The sequence below is a fragment of the Halopenitus persicus genome (assembly GCF_900107205.1).
Lineage (GTDB): Archaea > Halobacteriota > Halobacteria > Halobacteriales > Haloferacaceae > Halopenitus > Halopenitus persicus.
The window spans coordinates 379,167-401,932 of record NZ_FNPC01000001.1 but is presented as its reverse complement, the minus strand read 5'-3'; the positions used below and the strand labels follow the sequence as shown (position 1 = coordinate 401,932).

21 protein-coding genes and 1 tRNA gene are annotated in these 22,766 nt (G+C 69.7%); 13 read left to right on the top strand and 9 right to left on the bottom strand.

Annotation, left to right across the window (positions count from 1 at the left end):
* Positions 1-118 precede the first annotated feature (118 nt).
* Positions 119-2,104, bottom strand: a complete 1,986-nt coding sequence (locus tag BLV25_RS02050) for an aconitate hydratase (RefSeq protein WP_092730535.1) — start codon at positions 2,102-2,104, stop codon at positions 119-121.
* A gap of 212 nt (positions 2,105-2,316) precedes the next feature.
* Here BLV25_RS02050 and BLV25_RS02045 point away from each other — a divergent pair, with 212 nt between their 5' ends.
* Positions 2,317-2,823 carry a deoxyuridine 5'-triphosphate nucleotidohydrolase gene (locus BLV25_RS02045; RefSeq protein ID WP_021072858.1) on the top strand — a complete coding sequence of 169 codons (507 nt, stop codon included), beginning with the start codon at positions 2,317-2,319 and terminating at the stop codon, positions 2,821-2,823.
* Between the two features lie 111 nt (positions 2,824-2,934).
* Here BLV25_RS02045 and BLV25_RS02040 read toward each other — a convergent pair whose 3' ends face one another.
* Complete coding sequence (locus BLV25_RS02040; RefSeq protein ID WP_021072859.1) at positions 2,935-3,141, bottom strand: cold-shock protein; 207 nt, start codon at positions 3,139-3,141, stop codon at positions 2,935-2,937.
* A 204-nt stretch (positions 3,142-3,345) separates the two neighbouring features.
* A tRNA-Lys gene (locus BLV25_RS02035) sits at positions 3,346-3,419 on the bottom strand.
* Between the two features lie 170 nt (positions 3,420-3,589).
* Here BLV25_RS02035 and BLV25_RS02030 point away from each other — a divergent pair.
* From BLV25_RS02030 to BLV25_RS02015, 4 genes are all read left to right on the top strand, one after another.
* A complete protein-coding gene (locus tag BLV25_RS02030) occupies positions 3,590-4,570 on the top strand; it encodes a Vms1/Ankzf1 family peptidyl-tRNA hydrolase (protein WP_092730533.1) in 981 nt (326 codons plus the stop codon).
* Between the two features lie 105 nt (positions 4,571-4,675).
* Positions 4,676-5,461, top strand: a complete 786-nt coding sequence (locus BLV25_RS02025; protein WP_218128592.1) for a GNAT family N-acetyltransferase — start codon at positions 4,676-4,678, stop codon at positions 5,459-5,461.
* 24 nt (positions 5,462-5,485) lie between these two features.
* Positions 5,486-6,781, top strand: a complete 1,296-nt coding sequence (locus tag BLV25_RS02020; protein ID WP_092730531.1) for a glucose-6-phosphate isomerase — start codon at positions 5,486-5,488, stop codon at positions 6,779-6,781.
* 135 nt (positions 6,782-6,916) lie between these two features.
* Positions 6,917-7,654: a CPBP family intramembrane glutamic endopeptidase gene (locus BLV25_RS02015; RefSeq protein WP_021072863.1), complete on the top strand. Its 738-nt coding sequence runs from the start codon at positions 6,917-6,919 to the stop codon at positions 7,652-7,654.
* 74 nt (positions 7,655-7,728) lie between these two features.
* On the opposite strand, the gene BLV25_RS02010 is transcribed toward BLV25_RS02015, so the two are convergent.
* On the bottom strand, positions 7,729-9,012 hold the full coding sequence (locus BLV25_RS02010; protein ID WP_021072864.1) for a DNA double-strand break repair nuclease NurA: 1,284 nt from the start codon (positions 9,010-9,012) through the stop codon (positions 7,729-7,731).
* 168 nt (positions 9,013-9,180) lie between these two features.
* Here BLV25_RS02010 and BLV25_RS02005 point away from each other — a divergent pair, with 168 nt between their 5' ends.
* Complete coding sequence (locus BLV25_RS02005) at positions 9,181-10,209, top strand: formyltetrahydrofolate deformylase (protein WP_092730529.1); 1,029 nt, start codon at positions 9,181-9,183, stop codon at positions 10,207-10,209.
* A 97-nt stretch (positions 10,210-10,306) separates the two neighbouring features.
* On the opposite strand, the gene BLV25_RS02000 is transcribed toward BLV25_RS02005, so the two are convergent.
* Positions 10,307-11,416 carry a phosphoribosylaminoimidazolesuccinocarboxamide synthase gene (locus BLV25_RS02000; RefSeq protein ID WP_092730527.1) on the bottom strand — a complete coding sequence of 370 codons (1,110 nt, stop codon included), beginning with the start codon at positions 11,414-11,416 and terminating at the stop codon, positions 10,307-10,309.
* 144 nt (positions 11,417-11,560) lie between these two features.
* Here BLV25_RS02000 and BLV25_RS01995 point away from each other — a divergent pair, with 144 nt between their 5' ends.
* Positions 11,561-12,805 (top strand): ornithine cyclodeaminase, nickel-pincer nucleotide-dependent, encoded by a 1,245-nt coding sequence (locus tag BLV25_RS01995; RefSeq protein WP_021072867.1) that lies wholly within the window; start codon positions 11,561-11,563, stop codon positions 12,803-12,805.
* A 185-nt stretch (positions 12,806-12,990) separates the two neighbouring features.
* Here BLV25_RS01995 and BLV25_RS01990 read toward each other — a convergent pair whose 3' ends face one another.
* Positions 12,991-13,992 (bottom strand): hypothetical protein, encoded by a 1,002-nt coding sequence (locus BLV25_RS01990; protein ID WP_092730525.1) that lies wholly within the window; start codon positions 13,990-13,992, stop codon positions 12,991-12,993.
* A 150-nt stretch (positions 13,993-14,142) separates the two neighbouring features.
* Between BLV25_RS01990 and BLV25_RS01985 the strand changes: the two genes are divergently transcribed.
* The 6 genes from BLV25_RS01985 (at position 14,143) to BLV25_RS01960 (ending at position 19,168) form a co-directional block, all read left to right on the top strand.
* Entirely contained in the window at positions 14,143-14,553 is a 411-nt protein-coding gene (locus BLV25_RS01985; RefSeq protein WP_092730523.1) for a 30S ribosomal protein S6e, read from the top strand.
* A gap of 18 nt (positions 14,554-14,571) precedes the next feature.
* Positions 14,572-15,039, top strand: coding sequence for a DUF7112 family protein (locus BLV25_RS01980; RefSeq protein WP_021072870.1), 468 nt, complete (start codon positions 14,572-14,574; stop codon positions 15,037-15,039).
* An 81-nt stretch (positions 15,040-15,120) separates the two neighbouring features.
* Positions 15,121-16,227, top strand: a complete 1,107-nt coding sequence (ahbB, locus tag BLV25_RS01975; RefSeq protein ID WP_092730521.1) for a siroheme decarboxylase subunit beta — start codon at positions 15,121-15,123, stop codon at positions 16,225-16,227.
* Positions 16,224-16,958 carry a precorrin-2 dehydrogenase/sirohydrochlorin ferrochelatase family protein gene (locus BLV25_RS01970; protein ID WP_092730519.1) on the top strand — a complete coding sequence of 245 codons (735 nt, stop codon included), beginning with the start codon at positions 16,224-16,226 and terminating at the stop codon, positions 16,956-16,958. Before ahbB ends, BLV25_RS01970 begins: the two co-directional genes overlap by 4 nt.
* A complete protein-coding gene (gene hemA / locus BLV25_RS01965; RefSeq protein WP_021072873.1) occupies positions 16,955-18,301 on the top strand; it encodes a glutamyl-tRNA reductase in 1,347 nt (448 codons plus the stop codon). The genes BLV25_RS01970 and hemA overlap by 4 nt, the downstream gene beginning before the upstream one ends.
* A 102-nt stretch (positions 18,302-18,403) precedes the next feature.
* Entirely contained in the window at positions 18,404-19,168 is a 765-nt protein-coding gene (locus BLV25_RS01960) for a Nif3-like dinuclear metal center hexameric protein (RefSeq protein WP_092730517.1), read from the top strand.
* Between the two features lie 92 nt (positions 19,169-19,260).
* Here the strand turns inward: BLV25_RS01960 and BLV25_RS17765 are convergent, their stop codons facing one another.
* The 3 genes from BLV25_RS17765 to BLV25_RS01940 all read right to left on the bottom strand — a co-directional run bounded on the left by BLV25_RS17765 (position 19,261) and on the right by BLV25_RS01940 (position 22,628).
* Complete coding sequence (locus tag BLV25_RS17765; protein ID WP_256335627.1) at positions 19,261-20,718, bottom strand: NAD(P)/FAD-dependent oxidoreductase; 1,458 nt, start codon at positions 20,716-20,718, stop codon at positions 19,261-19,263.
* A 114-nt stretch (positions 20,719-20,832) separates the two neighbouring features.
* Positions 20,833-22,329, bottom strand: a complete 1,497-nt coding sequence (locus BLV25_RS01945; RefSeq protein WP_092730515.1) for a sodium:solute symporter family protein — start codon at positions 22,327-22,329, stop codon at positions 20,833-20,835.
* The gene (locus BLV25_RS01940; protein WP_021072877.1) at positions 22,326-22,628 is read right to left on the bottom strand and encodes a DUF3311 domain-containing protein; all 303 of its coding nucleotides are present in this window, start codon (positions 22,626-22,628) and stop codon (positions 22,326-22,328) included. The genes BLV25_RS01945 and BLV25_RS01940 overlap by 4 nt, the downstream gene beginning before the upstream one ends.
* Between the last annotated feature and the right edge of the window lie 138 nt (positions 22,629-22,766).

Below are 22,766 nucleotides of genomic sequence, written 5' to 3'. Positions count from 1 at the left end.
GAGTAAGTCGCGCTGGTCAAGTGAGGCCATGGCCGACGCCGCCCGGTCTTCGTCGTCGAACGCGGAAAAAACGTGACATTCGGTGGCTCGGGTTCCCCGAGCGCTTACGGCACCGCGATCAGTCGTCCGCGGGCGCCGCGCCGCTGCCGGACTGGTGCTGCTGTTTCGTCCAGGAGAGCTTGCCGCCGGCCGCGAGGATCTCGAGCTCGCGGTCGGAGGCGTCGAGCGTCGCGGTGAACTCCCAGTCGTCGTTCACGCGAACGTCGAACTCCTCCCGGCCCTGGCGGACCGCAGCGTCGACGTCGTCGAGGATCTCGACGTCGTCGCCCTGGTCGATCCGCTCGTAGGTGTCGGCGTCGATCTCCAGCGGGACGATCCCGAAGTTGAAGAGGTTCGCCTTGTGGATGCGGGCGAAGCTCTGCGCGAAGACCGCCTCGATGCCGAGGTACATCGGACACAGGGCCGCGTGCTCGCGCGAGGAGCCCTGGCCGTAGTTCTCGCCGGCCACGAGCACGCCGCCGTCGGCCTCGCGGGCGCGGTCGGCGAACGTGTCGTCGATGCGCGAGAGCGTGAAGTCGGAGAGCTTGTCGATGTTCGAGCGGAACTTGAGGATGTCCGCCGTCGCCGGGATGATGTGGTCGGTCGTGATGTTGTCCTCCATCTTGAGGAGGGCCTCGCCCGCGACGTCGGAGTCGATGCCGTCGCGGAGGGGAACGTCGCCGATGTTGGGGCCCTTGATCAGCTCGTCGTCGATGGCCTCCTCGGGCGTGATGATGTCGGCGTCGTCCTGACCCATCCCGTCGGTGTAGGAATCGCCCATCTCGAGGCCGGGGGCCTCGAGGTCGCCGAGCTCGTCGGCCAGGTCACGCGGGTCGACGATCTCGCCCTTGATGGCGGCCGCGGTGGCCACCTCGGGCGAGCAGAGGTAGACGGAGTCGTCCTCGATTCCCGAGCGACCCTCGAAGTTGCGGTTGAAGGTCCGCAGCGAGACGGAGTCGGAGGCGGGCACGTGGCCGATGCCGATGCAGGCGCCACACGTCGCCTCGGAGAAGTTGACGCCGGCGGCCATCAGCTCGGCCGTCCAGCCCTCACGGGCCAGCATCTCGGAGGCCTGCTTGGAGCCGGGCGCGATGATCATCTCGGTGTGTTTCGCGATCTCGCGACCCTCGAGCATCTTCGCGGCCGGGAGGATGTCCTCGTAGGCGCCGTTCGTACAGGAGCCGATGATCGTCTGCTCGACCTCGGTGCCGGCGACCTCGCTGACCGGAACGACCTTGTCGGGCATCGACGGGCACGCGATGAGCGGCTCGAGCTCGTCGAGGTTCACCGTGATCTCCTCGGCGTACTCGGCGTCCTCGTCGGGCTGCAGCTCGACGTACTCGTCCTCGCGGCCCTGTCGTGCGAGCCAGTTCTTCGTCTTCTCGTCGGTCGGGAAGATGGAGGAGGTGGCGCCGAGCTCGGTTCCGAGGTTGGTGATCGTCGTCCGCTCGGGGATCGTGAGCGACTCCGCGCCGGGGCCGGTGTACTCGAAGACCTTGCCGACGCCGCCCTTGACGGTCAGCTCGCCGAGCAGGTGCAGCGCGATGTCCTTGGCGGTCGCCCACTCGGGCAGCTCGCCCTCGAGGTGCACGTTGACGACCTCGGGCATCTCGACGTAGTAGGCGCCGCCGCCCATCGCGACCGCGATGTCGAGCCCGCCCGCGCCGATCGCGAACTGGCCGAGCCCGCCGGGGGTCGGCGTGTGTGAGTCGGAGCCGAGCAGCGTCTTGCCGGGCGCCGCGAAGTTCTCCTTGTGAACCTGGTGGCAGATGCCGTTGCCGGGGCGGGAGAAGTACGCGCCGTAGGTGCCCGCGGCCGACCGGAGGAAGCGGTGGTCGTCCGTGTTCTTGAAGTCGAACTGGTAGGTCTGGTGGTCACAGTACTGCGCGGCCAGCTCCGTCTGGATCTCGTCCATGTCCAGCGCCTCGAACTGGAGCCAGACCATCGTCCCCGTGGTGTCCTGCGTGAGTACCTGGTCGATCTCGATGCCGATCTCCTCGCCGGGGGTGAGTTCCCCGTCGACGAGATGGTCATCGAGGATCTTCTCGGTTACGGTTTGTCCCATATCGATCGTAAGTCGAGCCGCCTCGGATATAAATCCCGCGAGTTTTCCGCCCGAACGACCGTGTAGAACCCCGCCGTCCGGCAATTTTGGGGCGAACGATACCACGGTACCACGGCACACGACACGCCGGCAGAGAACGACTCCTCGGCGGCGATCCACCGCCGGGACGCCGTCTTCGACACGGTTTTGACGCCGCCCGCGGACCGGTCGGTATGTTCGAATCGGGTGCGGACGTCGCGCGGGCGCTCGAGGCGGCCGGAGCGGACCTCGACCCCGCACAGGTACAACCGAACGGCGTCGACCTGACGCTCGGCGCCGCCTACGAGCAGACGGAACCGGGACGCATCGGTCGTGACGGAAAGACGGTCGGCGACCGGGCGCCTCTCTCCGACGAGGGCGAGGATAGGGACGGTAACGGGGACGAACACGACACCGCCTACCGGTTCGAGCCCGGCGCCTACGTCGTCGAGTACGGCGAGCCCGTCCGGATCCCGGAGGGACACGTCGGATTCGTCTATCCGCGCTCCTCGCTGCTTCGGAACTCCTGTATGCTCAACACCGCGGTCTGGGACGCCGGCTACGAGGGCGTCGGCGAGGGGCTCCTCCAGGTCGGTCGGCCGATCACGATCGAACGCGACGCGCGGATCGCGCAGCTCGTCCTCGCCGAAGCGGCCCACGAGGACACTTACGACGGCGCATACCAGGGTGAGGGGCTCTAGCTCGCCCCGACGGAACCGGGTCGTGAGACTTCCGGAGAGCGTGCGCTCGGCGTGTAGTTCCGTGAAAAATCGAGATCGGCGTCCGTCGCCGGAAGCGACGGGTCCGTCGTCTTACTGCCGGACGACGTTCGTCGCGCGGGGTCCCTTGGGCGAGGACTCGATGTCGAACTCGACCTCAGTATCCTCCTCGAGGTCCGGGCCGCCGACGTCCTCCATGTGGAAGAACACGTCTTCGTCGTCGTCGAGGTCGCCGTCGTCAGTCGAAATGAAACCGTAGCCGCCAGTGTCGTTGAAGAAATCAACCTTACCGTTTGCCATTACAACCAAACCAAAGGCCGAGCGAGGGATAACCCTTCCGAGGGTCGAGGTACCACGACCCCTCCGCGAGGGCCGTCTCGTTGCACGGGCCGGGAGGGATTCGAACCCCACTCACACGTGCTCGCTTCCTGCACGCGTGTTCCCTGGTTCGAATCCTTCCTGCCGGTTCCCTCGCCGGGTCGCGTCGCTCACCGTCTCGTTGCACGGGCCGGGAGGGATTCGAACCCCCGACCGTCCGGTTAAAAGCCGGACGCTCTCCCTAACTGAGCTACCGGCCCGCACTCGCTCCTAGCGGCAGGGTACGCATAAGCGTTTAGGAAACGACCGTCGCCGGCCGATCGCCCGCCCTGCCGCCGGCGACCGTCCGGCTCTCGACGACGTCGATCGGGTCGCGTTGCGCGTGACGTGACGCCGACCGTTTAAGTTACGCGGCGCCTCCCGTGTCAGTATGCTCGACGAGTTGCTCGGCCGGGCCGAACTGAAGTCACGTATCGAGGAGCTGGAGGAGGCGAACCACCGCCTCGAGCAGCAGCTCGAGGCCGAGCAGGAGCGGCGGGCGGCGGCGACGACCGCCAAACAGGACGCCGAGGAGCGGGTCAACCGGCTCGAGGACCGGATCGCCGAGCTCGAGGACCGCGTCGAGCGCGCGAGCGGTGACGGCCCGGACCGGGAATTCCGGCGCGTGAGCGATGCGCGCGGCGCACGAACGCGCGACCTGCTCGGTCGGCTGTCGGCGATCGAGGCCGGCAACGAGGGCGCGCTCACGGCGACGGTCGCGAGCGAGAACGCCGTCCCCGAGGCGGTCGCCGACCACTTCGGCGACGCCACGCCGCTCGTCCGCCGCGCCGCACCCGCGGTCGTCGTCGCCGACGACGCCGGGATGGTCAGCGCGGCGCTGCGGCCCCCGATCGAACCCACCGACTCGGCCGCGAGCTGGGACGCCGGCTTCGATCTCCCCCGCGACCGGTTCCTCCCGACCGGCCGGTTCGGCTTCGCGCTCGTTCGGTCGGACCTGTTCGCCGTCGGGGTGTACGGTGGGGAAACTGATGCCGCCAGGGACGCCGTCGAACACGGTTCGACGAGCCCTCGTTCGCACGCTCACGAGGACGCCGTCGAACGCACCGATTACGAGGGGTTCGAGAGCGACGTCAAGGGCGCCCATTCGAAGGGCGGTTTCTCGCAGGGCCGCTTCGAGCGCCGCCGCGACGACCAGATCGACGAGCACCTCGAGGCGGCGCGGGACGCCCTCGAACCGATCGCGGCCGACGACGACGTCGATCGCCTGATCGTCGTCGGCGAGCGGAGCGTCCTCGGCGAGATCCGCGATCTGGCCGACGTGACCGACGTCTCCGACGCGACCGGCGACCCCGAGCCGGCGCTCGAGGCGGCGTTCGCGGACTTCTGGACCACGCGGGTGTACGCGATTTGAGGCCGCCATCGTCGGTCCGCAGTGCCACCCCGTTGCCGCCGGGCGCCTCGCTCCGATCGCCGCTTGCGAACCCTTTTACCGGGTTCCGGTCCCACGATAGCCACGATGGCCCGCCGAGTTCGCGTGGCGACGCCGGAGGACGCGCAGGCGATCCGCGACATCTACGCGCCGTTCGTCGAGGAGACGGCGATCGCGTTCAGGACCGACCCGCCGACGACGGCGGCGGTCGCCGACGACATCGAGACGACGACCGAGACGTACCCGTGGTTGGTCGTGGAGCGGATCGACGAGGGAAGCGATCCCGGGTCGGGTTCCGGGACCGCCCCCGAACCGGGTTCCGGGACCGCCCTCGAACCGGGTTCCGGGACCGCCCTCGAACCGGGTTCCGGGACCGCCCTCGAACCGGGTTCCGGAACCGTGATCGGCTACGCAGCCGCGAATCGGCTCCGGGGGACGGGAGCGTACCGGTGGACGGTCGAGCCGTCGGTGTACGTCGCCGACGGACATCGCGGATCCGGCGTCGGATCGACGCTGTACGCGGCCCTCCTTCGGGTCCTTCGCGCGCAGGGGTTCGTCAACGTCTACGCCGTCACCACGCTGCCGAACCCGGCGAGCGTCGCCCTCCACGAGCGGTTCGACTTCGACCCAGTTGGGACGTTCCCGGCCGTCGGCTACAAACACGGCGAGTGGCACGACGTCCGGTGGTGGCACCGGACGCTCGGCGACCGACCCGCGGACCCCGATCCGCCGGTGCCGTTCGCCGATCTCGTCGGGACCGCCGAGCTGCGGGCGCGTCTGGATCCCGACGGCGCTACTGGCGCGACCGGGCCGACCGGTTCGGACGACGCGATCGATTCGGACGGTTCAACCGACCAGGACGACAATCCCTAAGTCCGACTCGCCCGGCCGTTCGGTATGGACGTCGACATCGGCAGCGCGCTCGGCACGACCCCGGGCCTCACGACGGAGTACCTCGACCGGCTCGACGAGCGGGTCGCGGACGCACACGAGACCATCGCCGACGGGATGGCGGCCGAGGAGTTCGGATACGCCGCCCTCTCCCTCCCCGAGACCGCGGACCCGGACGCGATCCGCGCGGCGGTGTCGGAGTTCCAGGACCCCGAGGCGGTCGTCACGGTCGGGATCGGCGGCAGCGCGCTCGGCGCCGCGACGCTCGCGAACGCGCTCGAGTCGGACGTGGACGCCCACTTCCTCGACAACGTCGACCCGGACCACACGGCGCGGCTGCTCGCGGAGCTTCCGCTCTCGGAGACGGTCATCAACGTGGTCTCGAACTCCGGGACGACCGCCGAGACGCTCGCGAACTTCCTCGTCGTCCGCGAGGCGATGGACCAGGACGGGGTCGACTGGACCGAGCGCACGCTGGTCACGACCGGTCCGGAAGGCAACCTTCGGCGGCTCGCCGAGCGCCACGACCTTCCCGCGCTCGACGTGCCGGCGGGCGTTCCGGGCCGCTTCTCGGTGCTCTCGACGGTCGGGCTCGCGGTGGCCGCGCTCCAGGGCCACGACGTCGAGGCGATCCTTCGCGGGGGCGCGGACGGCAGGGCAAGTCTTTCCGGGTCGCTGTACGAGTCGCCCGCGTACGCGTACGGCGCGGTCTCGTACGCGCTCGCCGAGCGCGGGGCGCTGACGAACGTGCTGTTGCCCTACGCCGAGTCGCTCGAGACGTTCGCCGAGTGGTTCGCCCAGCTGTGGGCCGAGAGCCTCGGGAAGGACGGCGTGGGACAGACGCCCGCCCGCGCGCTGGGCGCGACCGACCAGCACTCCCAACTGCAGCTCTATCGGGCCGGCCCACGGGACAAGCTCGTCACGCTCGTGCGCCCGCGGGAGCGCGCCGACGTCGCCATTCCCGAGACGGATCTGGAGGGGCTGTCCTACCTCGGCGGCGGATCGCTGGGCGAGCTCCTCGACGCGGAGTTCGAGGCGACCGAGGCGAGCCTGGCGGCCGCCGACCGGCCCACCGTCCGGGTCGAGATCGACCGCGTCGACGAGCGCGCGCTCGGCGAGCTCCTCTACGGGATGGAGGCGGCCTGCGTCCTCTACGGCGAGCTCGCGACCGTCGAGACGTTCACCCAGCCGGCCGTCGAGTGGGGCAAGCGGGCCGCCCGCGGGCTCCTCGGCGGCGGCGAGTTCTCGGAGGCCGACGCCGTCGCGGACAAGCGGGAGCTCGTCGTCTCCGGCGATCGGTGAGATCGCGCTCCCTGATCGCGCTTCCCGATCACGCTCCGACGCCGGAACGCGACGCCCTCCCCGATCACGCTCCGACGCCGGAACGCGACGCCCCTTCCGGTGCGCCTATAGGACGTCCCCTCCTACCGGCGGCCGATGGCACAGCGACCGGCGATCGTCGAGTACGGCGACCACGCGTGGACGCTCGGGCGGGGGCTCGTGGTCGTGCTCGGGGCGCTGCTCGTCTCGAGCGCGATCACCCAGCCCTTCACGGACCTCGTCGTCGGGGCGGGACTGGTCGCCGCCGACGGGTGGATGGAGACCGTCGTCCGGACCGTCTTCCAGTTCGTGGGGTTCGGCGCAGCCGTCGGCGGCTACCTCGCGCTCGCCGACGACTGGGACCTGATCGGGGTCGACCGCCTCGACGTCCGCAGCGCGGCGATCGTGGCCGTCGGGACGGTCGTTCTGCTCGCGATCCAGTTCGCCGCGCTCTTCGTGTTCGCTCGGATCGGCGTCTCGACCGGCGAGAACCAGGCGATCCTGGCGGGACAGTCGGATCCGACCTACTTCCTCTACATGATCGCGGTCTCGATCCTGTTCGTCGGTCCCGGCGAGGAACTGCTGTTCCGCGGCGCCGTCCAGGGGCTGTTCCGCCGGTCGTGGGGGCCGTGGCCCTCGATCATAACCGCGAGCGTGATCTTCGGGGCGATCCACGTGCCCGCGGTCGTGGGTGCGGTCGGCGAGGCGGCGCTGTACGCGGTCGTCGCCGCCGGGCTCGGCTGCGTGCTCGGGTACCTCTATGAACGGACCGGCAACGTGATCGTGCCCTGTCTGGTCCACGGGCTCTACAACGGCGCGATCTACGCGATCCAGTACGTTTCGCAGGCGATGTGAGGACGCCCGCTTCACGGGCGAGGTGGGGATTTCCGGGCCGACGCAGTCTCCGCTCGACTCCGCTCCTGCTCGACTCAGCCCTCGACGTCGGGCCACCGAACGTCGTCGTAGGACCGCAGCTGATCCGTGTCGAACTGCTCCTCGAACTTCCGCCGGATCGAGGCCGTCTCCGCCGACCCGATCCGGGCCAGCGAGTCGGCCTTCGCGACCGCCGTCGGAGGGCCGCGCTCGGCGGCCACCTCGGCGAGGACCTGCGTCGTCAGCGCCCGCCGCGTGTCGGGGTCGCGAGTGAACGCGTACGGCGCCTCGAGCTTGTAGGTGACGTCGGTTCGGGGGTCGTAGATCACGAGGAACGTCGGCTCGTAGAGCTCCGGGTCGAGCCGCCGCTCCACGCCCAGCGCGTCGCCGTCGGCGGCGACGTGGCGGTCGGTCCCGCCGCGGCTCCGGAACCACGTGGTCGCCGTGAGCTCGTCGGTCACGCGTTCGCCGCGTCCGGCGGCACCGGGCGACGTATCGGCCGTCCCGTCCGCGTCGGCGCGCCGCTCGAGCAACCGGGTGAACAGCGCGGCGTCGTCGGGCCAGGGCGCCTCCACGCCCGCGTTCGCGAGCGTCCGCGTGATCGCACGGCTCGAGGGGTTCTTCACGAACCCCGCGATCGGCGTTCCGGACTCGACGAACGTCTCCACCAGCCGGACGTAGTTCTCGACGACCGACCGGGGCTTCGCCTCCCGGGCCAGATCGCCCAGCTCGGGGTCGCGGTCGACCCAGGTGAACAGCTCCTTGGGATAGATGGGACCGTCGAGCACGAGCAGGTCCGTGACCGTGTTGGCGTGGTCGAGCGCGTGCTTGCTCTCGGCGAGGTACAGCGCGAGCGCGTGGACGACCCCCTCGGCGTACCGGTTGATCGGCGGCGCCTGGAGCACGCGCTGTTGGGTGTATCCCTCGTCGCGGCGGCCCCAGTCCGTGTCGTGGTCGACGGTCGTATCCGCCGTGTGGACCGTCGCGACGATCGTCCGCGACCGGTGGAGGTCGAGGTCGGTCGGGTCGGCGGCCATCGCGGCGTGGGCGACGTCGACGACGAGCCCGTTCTTGAACGTCGTGGGGTTGATCGTTCCGGAGTCGAGCCCGTGAACCGTCTCGAATGGGCGGTCCGCGAGCGCGACCGCGTCGACGTCGACGCGGCGACGCGCGTGCTCGGCGACCGGTTCGAGGATCACGCGTCCGTCGCGGCGGAGCTCCGGGAGCCACTCCGTCCAGACCCGCTCGGCGAGCCCCTCCCGATCGGTCGCGTCGACCGTGCCGGCGATGGTCGACGCGAGGCGCGCGATGTTGTCCACGTGGATCGGATCGAGCGTCACGGCTGTCCAGGGGACGGGAGCGCCCAAAAGTGGGTCGGTCACGGATCCGAGCCGGGACCACGTTCCGTGCTACCTCGACACATTACCGTCATCGACCGAAACGGGCTAAACGGCCGGCGGCGTTCGGGTCGATATGCATCCGCTCGACTCCACGGTGGTGATCGGCGTATGACCCGCGACCTCACCGAGATCACGGTCATCGGCGGAGACGAGACCGGACTCATCGCCCGGGTCACCACGGTGCTGTTCGAGCGCGGGGTCAACATCGAGGACCTCGACCAGGCCGTCCGCGATGGCGTCTTCCGGATGACGATGCGGGTCGACGCGACCGGCCTCGAGACCTCCCGCGACGAGCTTCGCCGGACGCTTGCCGACCTCGGCCGCGAGCTCGACGTCGAGGTGCAGGTCCGGTTCCCGAGCGACCGCACCGCCCGCCGGATCGCGCTGCTCGTGACCAGGGAGACCCACGCGCCCGAGGCGCTGCTCGAGGCCGAGGCCAACGGCGAGCTCGTCGAGGGCGACGCCGACGTCGAGATCCCGGTCGTGATCGGGAACCGCGGCGACCTCCGCGGCCTCGCGGAGCGGTACGACAAACCGTTCTACGACGTCGGCGACAGCAACGGATCGCCCGACGAGGACCGGCTGCTCGACCTGCTCGCGGAGTACGACGTCGACCTCGTCGTCCTCGCCCGCTATATGCGCATCCTCTCGCCGGAGGTCGTCTTCCGGTACGAGGGCCGGATCATCAACGTCCATCCCTCCCTGCTACCCGCGTTCCCCGGCGCGCAGGCGTACCGGCAGGCCAAGGAGGCGGGCGTCCGGATCGCCGGCGTCACCGCCCACTACGTGACGACCGACCTCGACCAGGGACCGACGATCGCCCAGCGTGCCTTCGACGTCCCCGACGGCGCGGACGTGGAGACGATCAAGCGCCGCGGACAGCCGCTCGAGGCCGAGGTCCTCCTCGAGGCCGTCCGGCTCCATCTCGCCGATGCAGTCACGATCCACAAGGGCCGCGTTCACCTGCGGTCCGAGTTCGAGTCCGACGGGGAGGCTGACGACGCAGCCGATACGCTCGCCGACGTCCAGCTTGGCCTCCCCGAGTCAGCCCGCGAGGCGAACCCGGACGCGCCGGTTGATGGCGAGCCACTCGCCGGCGACCCCGTCGACGCGCCGACGCCGAGCGACGACGACTGAGACGTCCGCCGCGGACCCGGCGAGTGCGGCGGGGGGCGTCACGGGTCGCGTCCCGATTTCGGTTCGCGTTCGTGCCGCCCGGGTTCGTTCGGCGATCTCACAGATCGCGGACGCCGTCGACCGCCTCGCCGATCGCCGGCGCATCGAACAGGTCGCGTCCCGTGTAGGCGTTCGCGCCCGCGGCGTACATCGCGGACACCGCCTCGAGGACGCGGTCCGGAAGCTGCACCGGATCGTCCGAACAGAGCGTGCGCCAGTCGGCGACGTCCCGTTTCGCGACCGCCTCCTTGGCCTCCGAGACCGCCGCGACCCACTCGGGGTCGTTGCGCTTGTACCACTGGCGGACGACCTCCTTGGAGACCTCCTGTCCGTCGTAGGCGAATCGATTCTCGTCGAACGTGCCGACGACGTCGGCGACCCGGATCTCCCCGTCCGTATACAGACACTCGATCTTTCCGTCCTCGTGGTCGAACCCGACGTCCTCGGCACGCTCGGTCACGACGCGGTTGACCGCGAGCGCGGTCGACTCGAGGTCGTCGATCGACGCGGCGCCGGCGATCCGGTCGGCTTCCTCGCGGGTCAGGTAGCGGTCCTGTTCCTCGTACTTCGTCGAGAACTCCACGACCGGCTCGGGGAGCGCGACCGGCTCGTCGGGCCACTCCGACGCATCGAGCCCGACGTCGGCCGGCTCGCGACGGTCGCGGAGGCTCGACCCGATCGGGACCGTGTTCCGGAAGACGACCTCGAGCGGGATCAGGTAGTTTCCGTCGGCCGCCTCGTGGTAGGTCTCGTAGTCGTACCCATCCCCCCCGCCGAGATACGGCAGATCGGGGACCTGGGTCAACTCGATCGCCATCTCGGTCGGCGGCGTCGAGACCGCCTCCAGGCCGACGATCGAGTCCTCGGGGACGGTGTTCCCCGCGATCGATCCTTCGACGTCCGATCCTCCGGGGTCCGATTTTCCGGCGTCCGATTTCTCGGCGTTCGGCCCCACGACGCCGCGGTAGTGCGTCGGGATCCCCGCCGCCTCGAGGCGCTCGAAGTTGTACGCGCCCATCGTACAGAGGCTCGCTCCCTTCCGCGGGATCGGGTCGGGCATCCGCCCCCAGTCGAAGACGGAGTACGCGTCGGTGAAGACGAACCGCCCGCGCCCGAGGGCGTCGGCCGTCGCCGGCTCGGCGACGCGGAACTCCTTGACACTCGTCATACCTCACAGCGCGGGGGCGGCCCCAATGAATCTTTCAGTGTCCGGCCGTCTTCGCCGCCGAGGAGTGTTCGGCCGAGGAGCGTGCCGCTGAGGAGTGCGCGGACGAGACGAAACCCTCCTTGCTCCCGAGCGTAAGGGACTGGTATGAGCGCCACGCGGACCGTCGAACTCGAGGGCCACATCATCGACTCCGGCCGGATGCAGCAGTGTTTCACCGCCGTGATGGAGCTGGGCGGGTCCTTCGAGGTCGAGGAGTTCGACGTCGGGAAGAACGAGGACGAGGCCTCCTACTGTCGGCTGGCGGTTTCGGCCGACGACCAGGCGACGCTGCAGGGGATCCTCCACGAGCTTCACCAGAACGGCGCGGTGTTGCGGAACCCGCCGAACGTCACCCTCGAGCCCGCGCCCGCGGACCAGGTCGTCCCGCCGGGATTCTACTCGACGACGAATCACCCGACCGAGGTTCGCTACGAGGACGAGTGGATCCCCGTCGAGCACATCGAGATGGACTGCGCGCTGGTCGTCGAGCCCGAGGGCGGCCCCGACGGCGAGCCGCGGGCGTACACGAAGGTTCTCAACGCGATCGACGAGGGCGACCTCGTCGCGACCGACGAGTCCGGAATTCGCGTCAAACCGCCGGAACGCCCCCGCGGATCCGACGGTCCGTTCGGATTTATGCAGGGCGGCATCTCCGCCGAGCGACCCTCCGAATCGACGATCCGGCAGGTCGCCGAGGAGGTCGCGGAGACCAAATCCAACGGCGGCAACGTGCTCGTCGTCGCCGGTCCAGCGGTCATCCACTCCGGAGCCGGCGACGCGCTCGCGGAGCTCGTCAGGGAGGGCTACGTCGACGCGATCTCGGCCGGGAACGGCTTCGCGACCCACGACCTCGAGCGGTCGATCTACGGCACCTCGCTCGGGATGGACGTCGAGACGCTGGAGCACCCGCGGAAGGGACACAAACACCACATCTGGTCGATCTCCGAGGTGATCCGGGCCGGCGGGATCGAGGCCGCCGTCGAATCCGGCGTGATAACCGAGGGCGTGATGTACGAGTGCGTTCGAAACGACGTTCCCTACGTGCTCGCGGGGTCGATCCGTGACGACGGGCCCCTCCCGGACACGATCACCGACGCCGTTGAGGCACAGGACGCCATCCGCGAGCAGGCGCGCGAGGCCGACCTCGTGTTGATGCTCGCGACCCTGTTGCATTCCGTCGCCGTCGGCAACTGTCTGCCCTCGACGACGAAGACCGTCTGCGTCGACATCAACCCCGCGACGGTCACCCAGCTGCTCGACCGCGGCTCCGCGCAGGCCGTCGGGATGGTGACCGACATCGGCACCTTCGTGCCCACGCTGGCCGAGTTCGTGCTGGAGAACGAGGCGTAGCTCACGCAAACGAGCGTCCGCTCGCGAACGAACGTTTATCAGCCAGAGCGACGCAGCCGCCCCGTGACCTGACCGGCTTCCCACGGCGGTCGAGGCGGGCGATCGGGGCGCCGGCCGTGGGGTTCGACCACGCCCTCGACTGTTCGCCATTCTCGCTTCCCACTGGCTCACCTCGAGCCGTCCGCTCATCGGCCCGGACCGAGCCGTATCGGGTCGTTGCTGGACCGGATCGTGACCGTGATTCGATCCCCGATCGAGAGATCGTGGTCCCGTTTGACGACCTTGATCCCGAGATCCGCTCGCCGCGTCACGAACAGCGAGAGCCCGGTGGCCCGCTCGCCGTTCGCGTACACGTCGACGTCCCGCCAGGTGACGTCCGTCCAGCCGGCAGTCGTCCGGCCGTCTCCCCCTTCGACGCACCCTTCCTGGCCGTCGCCCGCCCGGTCGTCGACGGTTCCGATCGGCTGCCCGAGCAGCGACAGCGTTCGTCCGTCCGAGCCAGCGGAGTCACCGTTCCTCCAGGTCTCCGGTGTGAATCCGTCTCCAAGGAACGCCCCGCCGCCAGCGTAGTGTGTGAGCCCGCCGTCAAGCGGCACGCCTCGGTCGCTCCCGAGCGCTCGGAAGGGGCCGTTCGATCCCGAACGCGACGGTCCGTCGAGACGGACGTAGGTCGGTCCCGCCTCGACGACCGTTCCCGTTCCATCCCACGACACCGGTTCGACGGCGGCATCGGCGGCGAGCCGTCGGGAGCCGCTCGCCCGGTACGGATCCGCATCTCGATCACGAAACTCGAGATGGACGTGGTTGTCGACCCACCGTCCGAAGAAGCCGGATCGCACCATCGGTCCAAGCGCGTCTCCCGGCGCGACTCGGTCCCCGGGTTCGACGTCGGGATCCACGTGGAGGATCCGAGCGATAAGTGGCCGCTCACCGCCGATCCCGACCGCAGCAGCCCAGTTACGGTCGACGTCGATCGCGATCACGTGGTCGCGATCGGCGGCGTATTCCCGGTCCGGACAGCCGACCGTTCGAACGCCGCGAACGACGCCCGCAACCGGCGAGATGCCCGCGTTCGAGTCCGGGTACAGGTCGATGCCCGAAGCGTCGTCGTGGGCGGGATACGGCGAATTATACAGCGAGAACCGGGGGTACGGCTCGAGGATCCGTTCCGGAACGGTCACCGCCATCGTACCGGAGTTCACGGCCGGGGCGCTTAGTCGCGTCGACCCGTCGATCGATCGCTCGGAAGCGGTTCCTGACGGGTCCGCCACGAGCCGTACGGTCGCATCCGAAGCGGTTTCGACGTGTTTTTACTCGGCGGGCGGATCGATCGCCGTATGGCAGAATTCAAGGTCGTCGTCGCCGATCCGGACGCCGGCGAGACGTATCAGCGCGACGTGGACGGACAGGACGCGAACCGGTTCCTCGGTCGAAGCCTCGGCGATGAGGTCGACGGCGGCGCCGTCGGTCTCGACGGCTACACCCTCGAGATCACCGGCGGCTCCGACGAGACTGGCCGCCCGATGCGCGCCGACGTGCCCGGAACGAGCCTGAAGGAGATCCTCCTCGACGGCGGCGTCGGCTTCAAGCCGACGACGGACGGCGAGCGCAAGCGCGTCACCGTCCGCGGCGCCGAGATCGCCGACGACGTCGCGCAGGTGAACGTCTCCGTGGTCGACGGCGACGGCGACGTGGCCGCCGCGCTCGGCGAGGGCGACGACGAAGCGGAAGCGGACGACGCGGAGTAGTTTCGTTTCTTCGGGTCGATGGCTCGGATCACGTCCGACGACGAAAGCGTCGCAGCCGTCCGCACCGACGTCGTTCGCAGCGGCGGGACCCGCCGACCCTGCCTTCGGTTGCCCGACGACGACGCCCTCGCCCGTCGCCTCGAGTCCGGCGACGCCGAGGCCCTTGGCGTGAGCGACGGCGACGTGATCCGACTGTCGTTCGACCGCGAGACCCGCTACGCACGCGTCGACGCCGATTCACGGGGACGGCTTCTCCGGGGCGCCTTCGACAATCGACGACTGGCCCGATCGCCGGGTGAGGGCGAGAACCGGCTTCTCGGGTGGCTCCGCGACCACGACCGTGCGGCGGGCGACACGGTGCTTCTCGACGTCGTCGTTTCCGGCGACGCCTACGGTCTCCGGCTGCCGGGCGATCGGTCGGTCTACGACGTGGACGCCGCTCCCCGTGGGTCGCTTGCCGACATCGCCCGCGACCTCGACGGGTGAGGTTCCTTCCACGCCGGCGGCCCGGGCCGGTCGACTCGTTGCTCCGAACGGCTTAATCCGTCCCGTCCCCGAGCGTGTCGTATGGAACGGGTCGATGCGGATCTCTCGAGGTTCGACCGGGCGATCATCAACGCCTTTCAGGGCGGCTTTCCGGTCACGTCGCGACCGTTCGAGCCGGCCGCGGCGGCGCTGTCCGACCGCGGCGTCGAGGTGACTGCGCGGGAGCTGTGTGACCGCGTCCGAGAGCTGGACGCGGAGGGCGTCCTCTCGCGGTTCGGCGCGCTCGTCAATGCCGAGGCGATCGGGGGGGCCGCATCGCTGGTCGCGATGCACGCGCCGCCCGACCGGTACGACGAGGTGGCCGAGACGGTCAACGAGTTCCCCGAGGTCGCCCACAACTACGAGCGCGAGCACCCGCACCTCAACATGTGGTTCGTCGTCAGCGTCGCGGACCATCCGGACCCGGACAAGGACGGCGACGACCGGGTTCGCGAGGTGCTCGATCGAATCGAGGACGCGACGGGTCAGCCGACGTACAACCTCCCGAAACAGCAGGAGTTCCACGTCGGCGCGAAGTTTCTCCTCGACGGACCGGTCCCGGACGGTGACCTCGACCTCTCCGATCTCGGCCCGTCGGTCGACCCCGTCGACCGGGAGACGCTCACGCCGGCCGAGCGAGACCTCGTCGTCGAGATCCAGGGCGGGCTCCCGATCACGGAGACGCCGTACGCCGATGTCGCCGCGGCGATCGATGCGGACGTCGAGTGGGTGATCGAGACGATCGCCCGGTTCAACGCGGCGGGGAAGGTCCGTCGGGTCGGCGTCATTCCCAACCACTACGCGCTCGGGTACACCGAGAACGGAATGACCGTCTGGGACGTCCCCGAGGACGTCCTCTCGGAGGTCGGGCCGGCCGTGGCCGGGATGGACTTCGTCACCCACTGTTACGAGCGCCCGCGCCACGAGGGCGTCTGGGAGTACAACTTCTTCGCGATGACTCACGGCCGCAGCGAGGCCGAAAGCGAGCGCCGGATCGCCGAGGTCAAGGCGACGATGAACGAGTTCTGGGACGTCCAGCCGTCCGACTGGGACACCCTGTTCTCGACGCGCATCCTCAAGAAGACGGGGATCCGGATCGCGGAGCGTGCGGACAGCAACACGGCGAGCCCTGCCCCGTCGTCGGAATGATCCCGCTGGTGCACGACCTCTCCGGGGAGACGGTCCTGGTGGTCGGCGGCGGCGCCGTCGCGACGCGGAAGGCTCGGCGGTTCGCGGCGGAGGCGTCCGTGATCGTCGTGAGTCCGACGTTCACCGAGCGGCTGCGGTCGACGGTCGATCGAACCGTCGGGGACGAGACGGACGACGACGAGACGGGAACCGATGACGGCCGGATCGAGCTGGTTCGCCAGCGTGTCGACGCCGACGACGTCGCGACGTGGATCGATCGCGCCGAGCCGGCGCTCGTCGTCGCGGCGACCGACGACCCGACGATCAACGCCGCGGCGGAGGCGGCGGCCCGCGAGCGGGACGCCCTCGTCAACCGGACCGACGTCTCCGGCGACCGCGATCCGGGAAGCGTCGTCGTTCCGGCCACCGTGGAGGACGGGCCGGTGACGATCGCGATCACGACCGGCGCGACCAGCCCCGCGGTTTCGCGGTACCTCCGTGAACGGATCGAGACGGAGTTCGACGGCATCGGCGATCTCGCGCGGCTCAGCGGGGACGTTCGAACGGAGCTGATCGAGCGGGGCGTCGAACCCGACACGCGCCGCGAGGCGGTGCGGGCCGTCGTCCGGTCGCCGGCCGTTCAGAAGGGTTTACAAACCGGGGAATCAAATCCCCGACAACTGGCGGACGGGATCGTCGAACGCGTTCGGGACCACGAAGACGACCCTGGAGACACGTCGGAGGGACAATGAACCAGACGGGAGTACTCACCGGAATCAGCGTTTCACACGCGAGTGCGAGCATCGACGAGATCGAGTCGGCGGGAACGGAGTCGGTCCGCGGAACGGTCTCCGACCTCCTCGCCCGACCGGGCGTCGAGGAGGCGTTCGCGATACGGACCTGCAACCGGTCGGAGGCGTACGTCGTCACCGACCACGTGACCCGCGGATACGACGCCCTCGAATCGTTCGCGCCCGACGTCCGTGACGGCGCGATCCGGCGGCTCGACCACGAGGGGAGCCTGCGACACCTGATGCGGGTCGCGGCGGGCCTCGAGTCGCTCGTGCTCGGCGAGGACCAGATCATCGGCCAGGTTCGGGAGGCCTTCGAGGCGGCGCGGGCGGCCGGCGGTATCGGGCCGGTTCTCGAGGACGCGGTCACGAAGGCGATCCACGTCGGCGAGCGCGCCCGTACCGAGACGGCGATCAACGAGGGCGTCGTCTCGCTGGGGTCGGCCGCCGTCGATCTGGCCGACCGCAGGCTCGATCTGGCGGACGCGACGGCGCTGGTCGTCGGCGCCGGCGAGATGAGCACCCTCGCCGCGCGGGCGCTCGACGACACCGACGTCTCGCGGATCCACGTCGCCAACCGGACGGTGCCGCACGCGGAACACGTCGCGGCGGAGGTCGACACGGAGGCGACCGCCCTGCCGCTCGCCGATCTCGCCCGCGTGCTCCCGCGGGCAGACCTCCTCGTCACGGCCACCGGGAGCCCGGAGCCGATCGTCGACCCCACGGACCTCGCGGACGCCGGGAAGACGGTCTGTATCGACATCGCCCGGCCGCGGGACGTCGATCCCGCGGCCGAATCCGTCGACGGCGTCACGCTGTATGACATCGACGCGCTGGAGTCGGTCACCAGCCGCACCCGCGAGCAGCGGGAAGCCGAGGCGCAAGCGGTCGAGGGGATGATCGACGAGGAGCTCGACCGGCTGCTCGAGTCGTTCAAGCGCCGCCGCGCCGACGACGCGATCGCGACGATGTACGAGTCCGCGGACCGGGTCAAGGCGCGCGAGCTCGAGGAGGCGTTCGCGAAGCTCGACGCGCAGGGCGGGCTGAACGAGGACCAGCGCGAGACGGTCGAGGCGCTCGCGGACGCGCTCGTGGGCCAGCTGCTGGCAGCGCCGACGAAGTCGCTGCGGGAGGCCGCCGGCGAGGACGACCTGACGACGATCCAGACCGCGATGCGGCTGTTCGATCCGGAGTTCGACGCCCCGGTGCCCCGCGGCGCCGGCGCGGACGAGACTCGGTCGCCGAATACGGGCGGATCCCCCGAGGGACCGTCCGACGGCGTTCCCAACGAGGCTTCCGACTGATCGGTTTCAGTCGCCGTCGAATCCGCTTTCGCCGTCGTCGGTTTTCTCGCCGCCATCACTCACTTCGCGGTTTTTAACCCACGTCCCGCGGATCCCGAACGTATGGAGCTTTCAACGCTCGTCGACCGACTGGACGAGACGCTGTCGACGGCTGCGTACGCCGACGTGGATGCGAGCGCGAACGGCCTTCAGGTCGGACCCGAGACGGCCTCCGTCGAGCACGTCGCGGTTGCCGTCGACGCCGCCGCGGCGACGATCGAGGCGGCCGCCGACGCCGGCGCCGACGTCCTCGTGACTCACCACGGGATCTCCTGGGGCGGGATCGAGCACGTGACCGGGCGCACCTACGGTCGGATCGCGGCGCTGGTCGAGAACGACGTCGCGCTGTACGTCTCCCATCTCCCGCTCGACGGTCATCGGGAACTCGGGAACGCCGCCGGCGTGGCCGACGCGCTCGGCGTGACCGACCGGGAGCCGTTCGGCGAGCTCGGTCCCGTCACGATCGGCACGATCGGCGAGGTCCCCGACCCGGTCGACGTCGGAACGCTGACGGAGCGGCTCGAGGGGTTCGAGGGGCGTGACCGCGACGTCCAGGCGCTCCCGTTCGGTCCCGACGAGATCGGTCGCGTCGCGGTGGTGACGGGATCCGGCGCCGACTGGCTCGACGAGGCGGTCGAGCGCGGCGCGGACGCGCTCGTCACGGGCGAGGGCAAACAGCAGGTCTACCACGAGGCGCGCGAGGCCGGCATATCGGTCCTGCTGGCCGGCCACTACGCCACGGAGACGTTCGGCGTTCGGGCGGTCCAGGACCGGCTCGAGGAGTGGGGGCTCGAGACCACGTACGTCTCCCATCCGACCGGACTCTAGCGTCGTTGGTCGGTACCATCGCCGACCGGACTCCGGCTTGACTGACCGGACTCCGGCGTCGTTGACCGTCGACGCCGTTCCGATCTCGCGCGTTACTCCCCGTCGGCGATCCGGTCGGCGGCCTCGAAGCCGGCGACGATCCCGCCGTTGATCGACCGCTCGGGGTACTGTGCCCGGCTCGCCATCCCGGCGTAGTAGACGCCCGGGACGTCCTCGGCGGCGAGGTCGTACGGGATGACGAGATCGAGGTAGCCGCGCTCGTAGACCGGCGCGGCGCGTGGGTTTCTCGATATCCGGACCTCCCGAACGTCGGACCGAGAGAAGTCGGGAAAGAGGTCGGCGATCCCCTCGAGCCACCGGTCGGTCAGCGTCCCGTCGTCGTCGGTCCAGTTCGGTTCCTCGCGCGATTGGACGTAGCTGGCGACGTACAGGAGGTGGTCGCCGCCGTACCGCGCCGGCGGGACGAAGTTGGTGTGTTCGATCAGCGCGCCGAAGGGCGCCTCCTCGCCGATGTTGAGCCAGTAGGTGTCGGTGAGCGGCTCCTCGAGCGTGAGGAGCGCACAGACCGCGCCCTGGAAGTCGATCCCGCAGCGGTAGCCCGTGAGGTCCTCGAGAACGTTCGGCATCGCCGCGACGACGACGCCGTCGACGTCGGTGGTCGTGGTGCCGGCCGGCGTTTCGACCGTGACCGTCTCGGCGGGCCCGCGAGCTCTATCTTCGGGACGCGTCTCAGCGAGGGCGGCTTCGTCGCCGGCAGCAGATTCGTCGCCGGCAGCAGATTCGTCGCCGGCAGCAGATTCGTCGGGAGCGTGTGTCTCGTCGACCTCCATCGCCGGCGTTCCGCTCGTCTCGGCGAACCCGATCCCCGTGACGCGGGCGTTGGTGGTGACGTTCTCCCGGCCGATCGCGTCGAGCAGGGCCTCGATGAGAACTCCGAACGAGCCGTCGAAGTAGCCGAGGATCTCCCCGCGGAGGAGGTCGCGCTCGCCGCGGAACTTGATCCGACCGAGCAGCCACGCGGCCGAGACGTCCTCGACGCGGTCGCCGAACTTCGCCTCCAGCAGGGGCTCGAAGAACCCCTCGTAGACGCCCCGCGTGGTGTGCTCGAGGAGGAACTCCCGGACCGGTACGTCCTCGAAGTCGGTCAGATCCTCGTAGGTGTCGAAAGCGGGGATCCCGCCGCGGACGTCGACCTCCTGGGTGAGCATCGCGAGCCGGAACGTGTCGTACAGGCTCAGCTCCGGGTACGCGAGGATCTCCCAGGGCGCGTCCAGCGGGTGGACGGTCCCGTCGACGTAGTAGGCGTTCTTGCCCACGCGCCACTCGATCCGGTCCCCGACGCCCAGCTCGTCGGCCAGCTCGACGATCGTCTCCTCCGAGCGGGAGAGGTGGTGGTAGAACCGCTCGATCGGGTCGCCGCCGGTTTCGTAGAGCCCCGCCAGTCCACCGACCTCGTCGGCCGCCTCGTAGACCTGCACGTCGTGACCGTGACGCTGGAGCCGGTAGGCGGCCGCGAGTCCGGCGATCCCGCCGCCGACGACTGCGTACATACGGCACCGTGCGCGCGAGCGGGGTAAGTGCGTTGTGGAGTCGCGGTCTGCGTTGTGGAGTCGCGGTCGGGATGCGGAGCCACGTTCCCGCCGTGGTGACCCGTCCGCCGCCGGTCAGTCCGCGGCTACGGCGAACCGCGAGGCGTCCTCGCCGGGAACGTGGTCGGTGACGGCCGAGACGCCGACGGCGAGGACGCCCGCCAGCACCATCAGTCCGAGCGCGACGTCCCAGCCCGCGTAGGTCAGCGGGAGGTCGATGCGAACGGTCGTGAACGGGATCGGCACGGACTCGACGAGGACGTGCGCGAGGTAGATGACCTGCGGGATCGCGATCGACGTGATCATCCCGGTTCGGGTCGCTCCGTCCCAGTAGAGCGCGACGAGCACGACCGGCGTGAGCAGCGCGAACCCGGAGAAGGCGGTGTCGCCGACCTCGATCAGGGTGCCGGGCCGGGTGAGGCTCGCCAGGAACGCCAGCGTCGCGAAGGCGGCGACGCCGAGGCGGGCGACCCACGCCTCCCGGCGGTCGGTCGCGTCCGGCCGAATGAAGGGACGATACAGGTCGCGGGTGAAGTACGACGACCCCGACAGCAGCATCGAGTCGGAGGAGGACATCATCGCGGCCATCGCGCCGGCGACCACGAGCGCGGCGAACCAGACCGGCGTGTACTCGGTGAGCAACACCGGGAGGACGTTCGCGCCCTGCGGGACGTCGATCGGGAGTCCGGCCGCCCACGATCCGAGCAGGAACGCGGGGACGAAAAGCAGGAGCACGAGCACGGGCCAGAGGGCGAACGACCGCTTGAGCACGCGGTCGGACTCGGCGACGAAGAACCGCTGGTTGATCTGGGGGAACATCGTCACCCCGAAGGCGATGGTCACCGCCGACGAGATGATGAACTGCGGCGTGTAGACGCCTCCGCCCAGCGCGGCGAAGTCGGGGTTCGCCTCGACCATCGCGGTCGTTGCCGCCGGGAGTCCGCCCACCGCCGAGAGCACCCACCCGACGGCGATCCACGTGATCGAGAGCATGAACAGCCCCTGGACCGTGTCCGTCCAGGCGACGCCGCGCATCCCCGCGATGACCACGTAGCCGATCATGAACGCGGTGATGAGCGCCGCCCCGCCCCAGTACGGGACCGTGCCGCCGGTGAGCCCGACGATCGCCTCGCCGGCGCCCATCTGCTGTAACATCACGTACGGGAACAGCCACAGCAGGCTGACGCCCGCGACGAGCGCGCGCAGGCCGGGCGACCCGAACCGGTCGCCGAACATCTCGCCGAGCGTCACGTAGCCGCGTCGCCGCCCGATGAGCCACTGTTTGTAGCCGATGACGTACCAGAGGATCGCGAAGATGACCCCGTCCATAACGCCCATCACGAGGATCCACTCGGGTCCCGCGGCGTACGCGAGGTTCGGGCCGCCGAAGAAGGTGAACGCCGACAGCAGCGTCGCGAAGGTGGTGAACAACAGGACGAGCGTCCCGATCGACCGGCCCGCGAGGTAGTAGTCCTCGGCGCCGGAGCCGGCGGCCCGGTAGGCGACGAGTCCGATGGCGAACGCGACCAGCAGGTAGCCGACCACGATCCCGAGTTCCAGCGTCGCGCTCATCGGTCACCCCCGTTTCGTCGGTCGGCCGCGGTCCCGCCTCGGTCGGTGGAGAGTCCGCTTCGGTCGGTCGTGGTCCGAACCCCATCGCCGGGGTCGAGCCCCATTATCCGGTCCCAGGAACCGCGGGTGAACCGGTGAAACAGCACCGAACACAGCCCCAGCCAGCCGATGTGCCACCACAGCCAGATCGGCAGGCCGGCGACCACCGTGTCGGTTCCCCACAGGAACCAAGGAACCGCAAACGCGACGAGGAGCACGAACGTGGATATCCACAGTACCGTCCGACCCAATCGATCCATATGTGTCGGTGTTCCGTTCGGACTTCTAAAGGTGTCCCTTCCGGCGGCCGTTGCCATTCGCCGTACACCGACCGGCGGCGAGTCACGCGAATACGGCCGTCTGGCCCGCCGTGACCCGGTACGACAGCTATTTCCGCG

Bases quoted from the DNA above. Each gene is read 5' to 3' on its own strand.
- BLV25_RS01980 (WP_021072870.1), top strand. From the start codon at position 14,572: ATGGCTCGGATCACGTCCGACGACGAAAGCGTCGCAGCCGTCCGCACC.
- BLV25_RS01995 (WP_021072867.1), top strand. From the start codon at position 11,561: ATGAGCGCCACGCGGACCGTCGAACTCGAGGGCCACATCATCGACTCC.
- BLV25_RS01960 (WP_092730517.1), top strand. From the start codon at position 18,404: ATGGAGCTTTCAACGCTCGTCGACCGACTGGACGAGACGCTGTCGACG.
- BLV25_RS17765 (WP_256335627.1), bottom strand. From the start codon at position 20,718: ATGTACGCAGTCGTCGGCGGCGGGATCGCCGGACTCGCGGCCGCCTAC.
- BLV25_RS02040 (WP_021072859.1), bottom strand. From the start codon at position 3,141: ATGGCAAACGGTAAGGTTGATTTCTTCAACGACACTGGCGGCTACGGT.
- BLV25_RS01990 (WP_092730525.1), bottom strand. From the start codon at position 13,992: ATGGCGGTGACCGTTCCGGAACGGATCCTCGAGCCGTACCCCCGGTTC.
- BLV25_RS01985 (WP_092730523.1), top strand. From the start codon at position 14,143: ATGGCAGAATTCAAGGTCGTCGTCGCCGATCCGGACGCCGGCGAGACG.
- ahbB (WP_092730521.1), top strand. From the start codon at position 15,121: ATGGAACGGGTCGATGCGGATCTCTCGAGGTTCGACCGGGCGATCATC.
- BLV25_RS02015 (WP_021072863.1), top strand. From the start codon at position 6,917: ATGGCACAGCGACCGGCGATCGTCGAGTACGGCGACCACGCGTGGACG.
- BLV25_RS02025 (WP_218128592.1), top strand. From the start codon at position 4,676: ATGGCCCGCCGAGTTCGCGTGGCGACGCCGGAGGACGCGCAGGCGATC.
- BLV25_RS02020 (WP_092730531.1), top strand. From the start codon at position 5,486: ATGGACGTCGACATCGGCAGCGCGCTCGGCACGACCCCGGGCCTCACG.
- BLV25_RS02050 (WP_092730535.1), bottom strand. From the start codon at position 2,104: ATGGGACAAACCGTAACCGAGAAGATCCTCGATGACCATCTCGTCGAC.
- BLV25_RS02030 (WP_092730533.1), top strand. From the start codon at position 3,590: ATGCTCGACGAGTTGCTCGGCCGGGCCGAACTGAAGTCACGTATCGAG.
- BLV25_RS02000 (WP_092730527.1), bottom strand. From the start codon at position 11,416: ATGACGAGTGTCAAGGAGTTCCGCGTCGCCGAGCCGGCGACGGCCGAC.
- BLV25_RS02045 (WP_021072858.1), top strand. From the start codon at position 2,317: ATGTTCGAATCGGGTGCGGACGTCGCGCGGGCGCTCGAGGCGGCCGGA.
- BLV25_RS01940 (WP_021072877.1), bottom strand. From the start codon at position 22,628: ATGGATCGATTGGGTCGGACGGTACTGTGGATATCCACGTTCGTGCTC.
- BLV25_RS01970 (WP_092730519.1), top strand. From the start codon at position 16,224: ATGATCCCGCTGGTGCACGACCTCTCCGGGGAGACGGTCCTGGTGGTC.
- BLV25_RS02005 (WP_092730529.1), top strand. From the start codon at position 9,181: ATGACCCGCGACCTCACCGAGATCACGGTCATCGGCGGAGACGAGACC.
- BLV25_RS01945 (WP_092730515.1), bottom strand. From the start codon at position 22,329: ATGAGCGCGACGCTGGAACTCGGGATCGTGGTCGGCTACCTGCTGGTC.
- hemA (WP_021072873.1), top strand. From the start codon at position 16,955: ATGAACCAGACGGGAGTACTCACCGGAATCAGCGTTTCACACGCGAGT.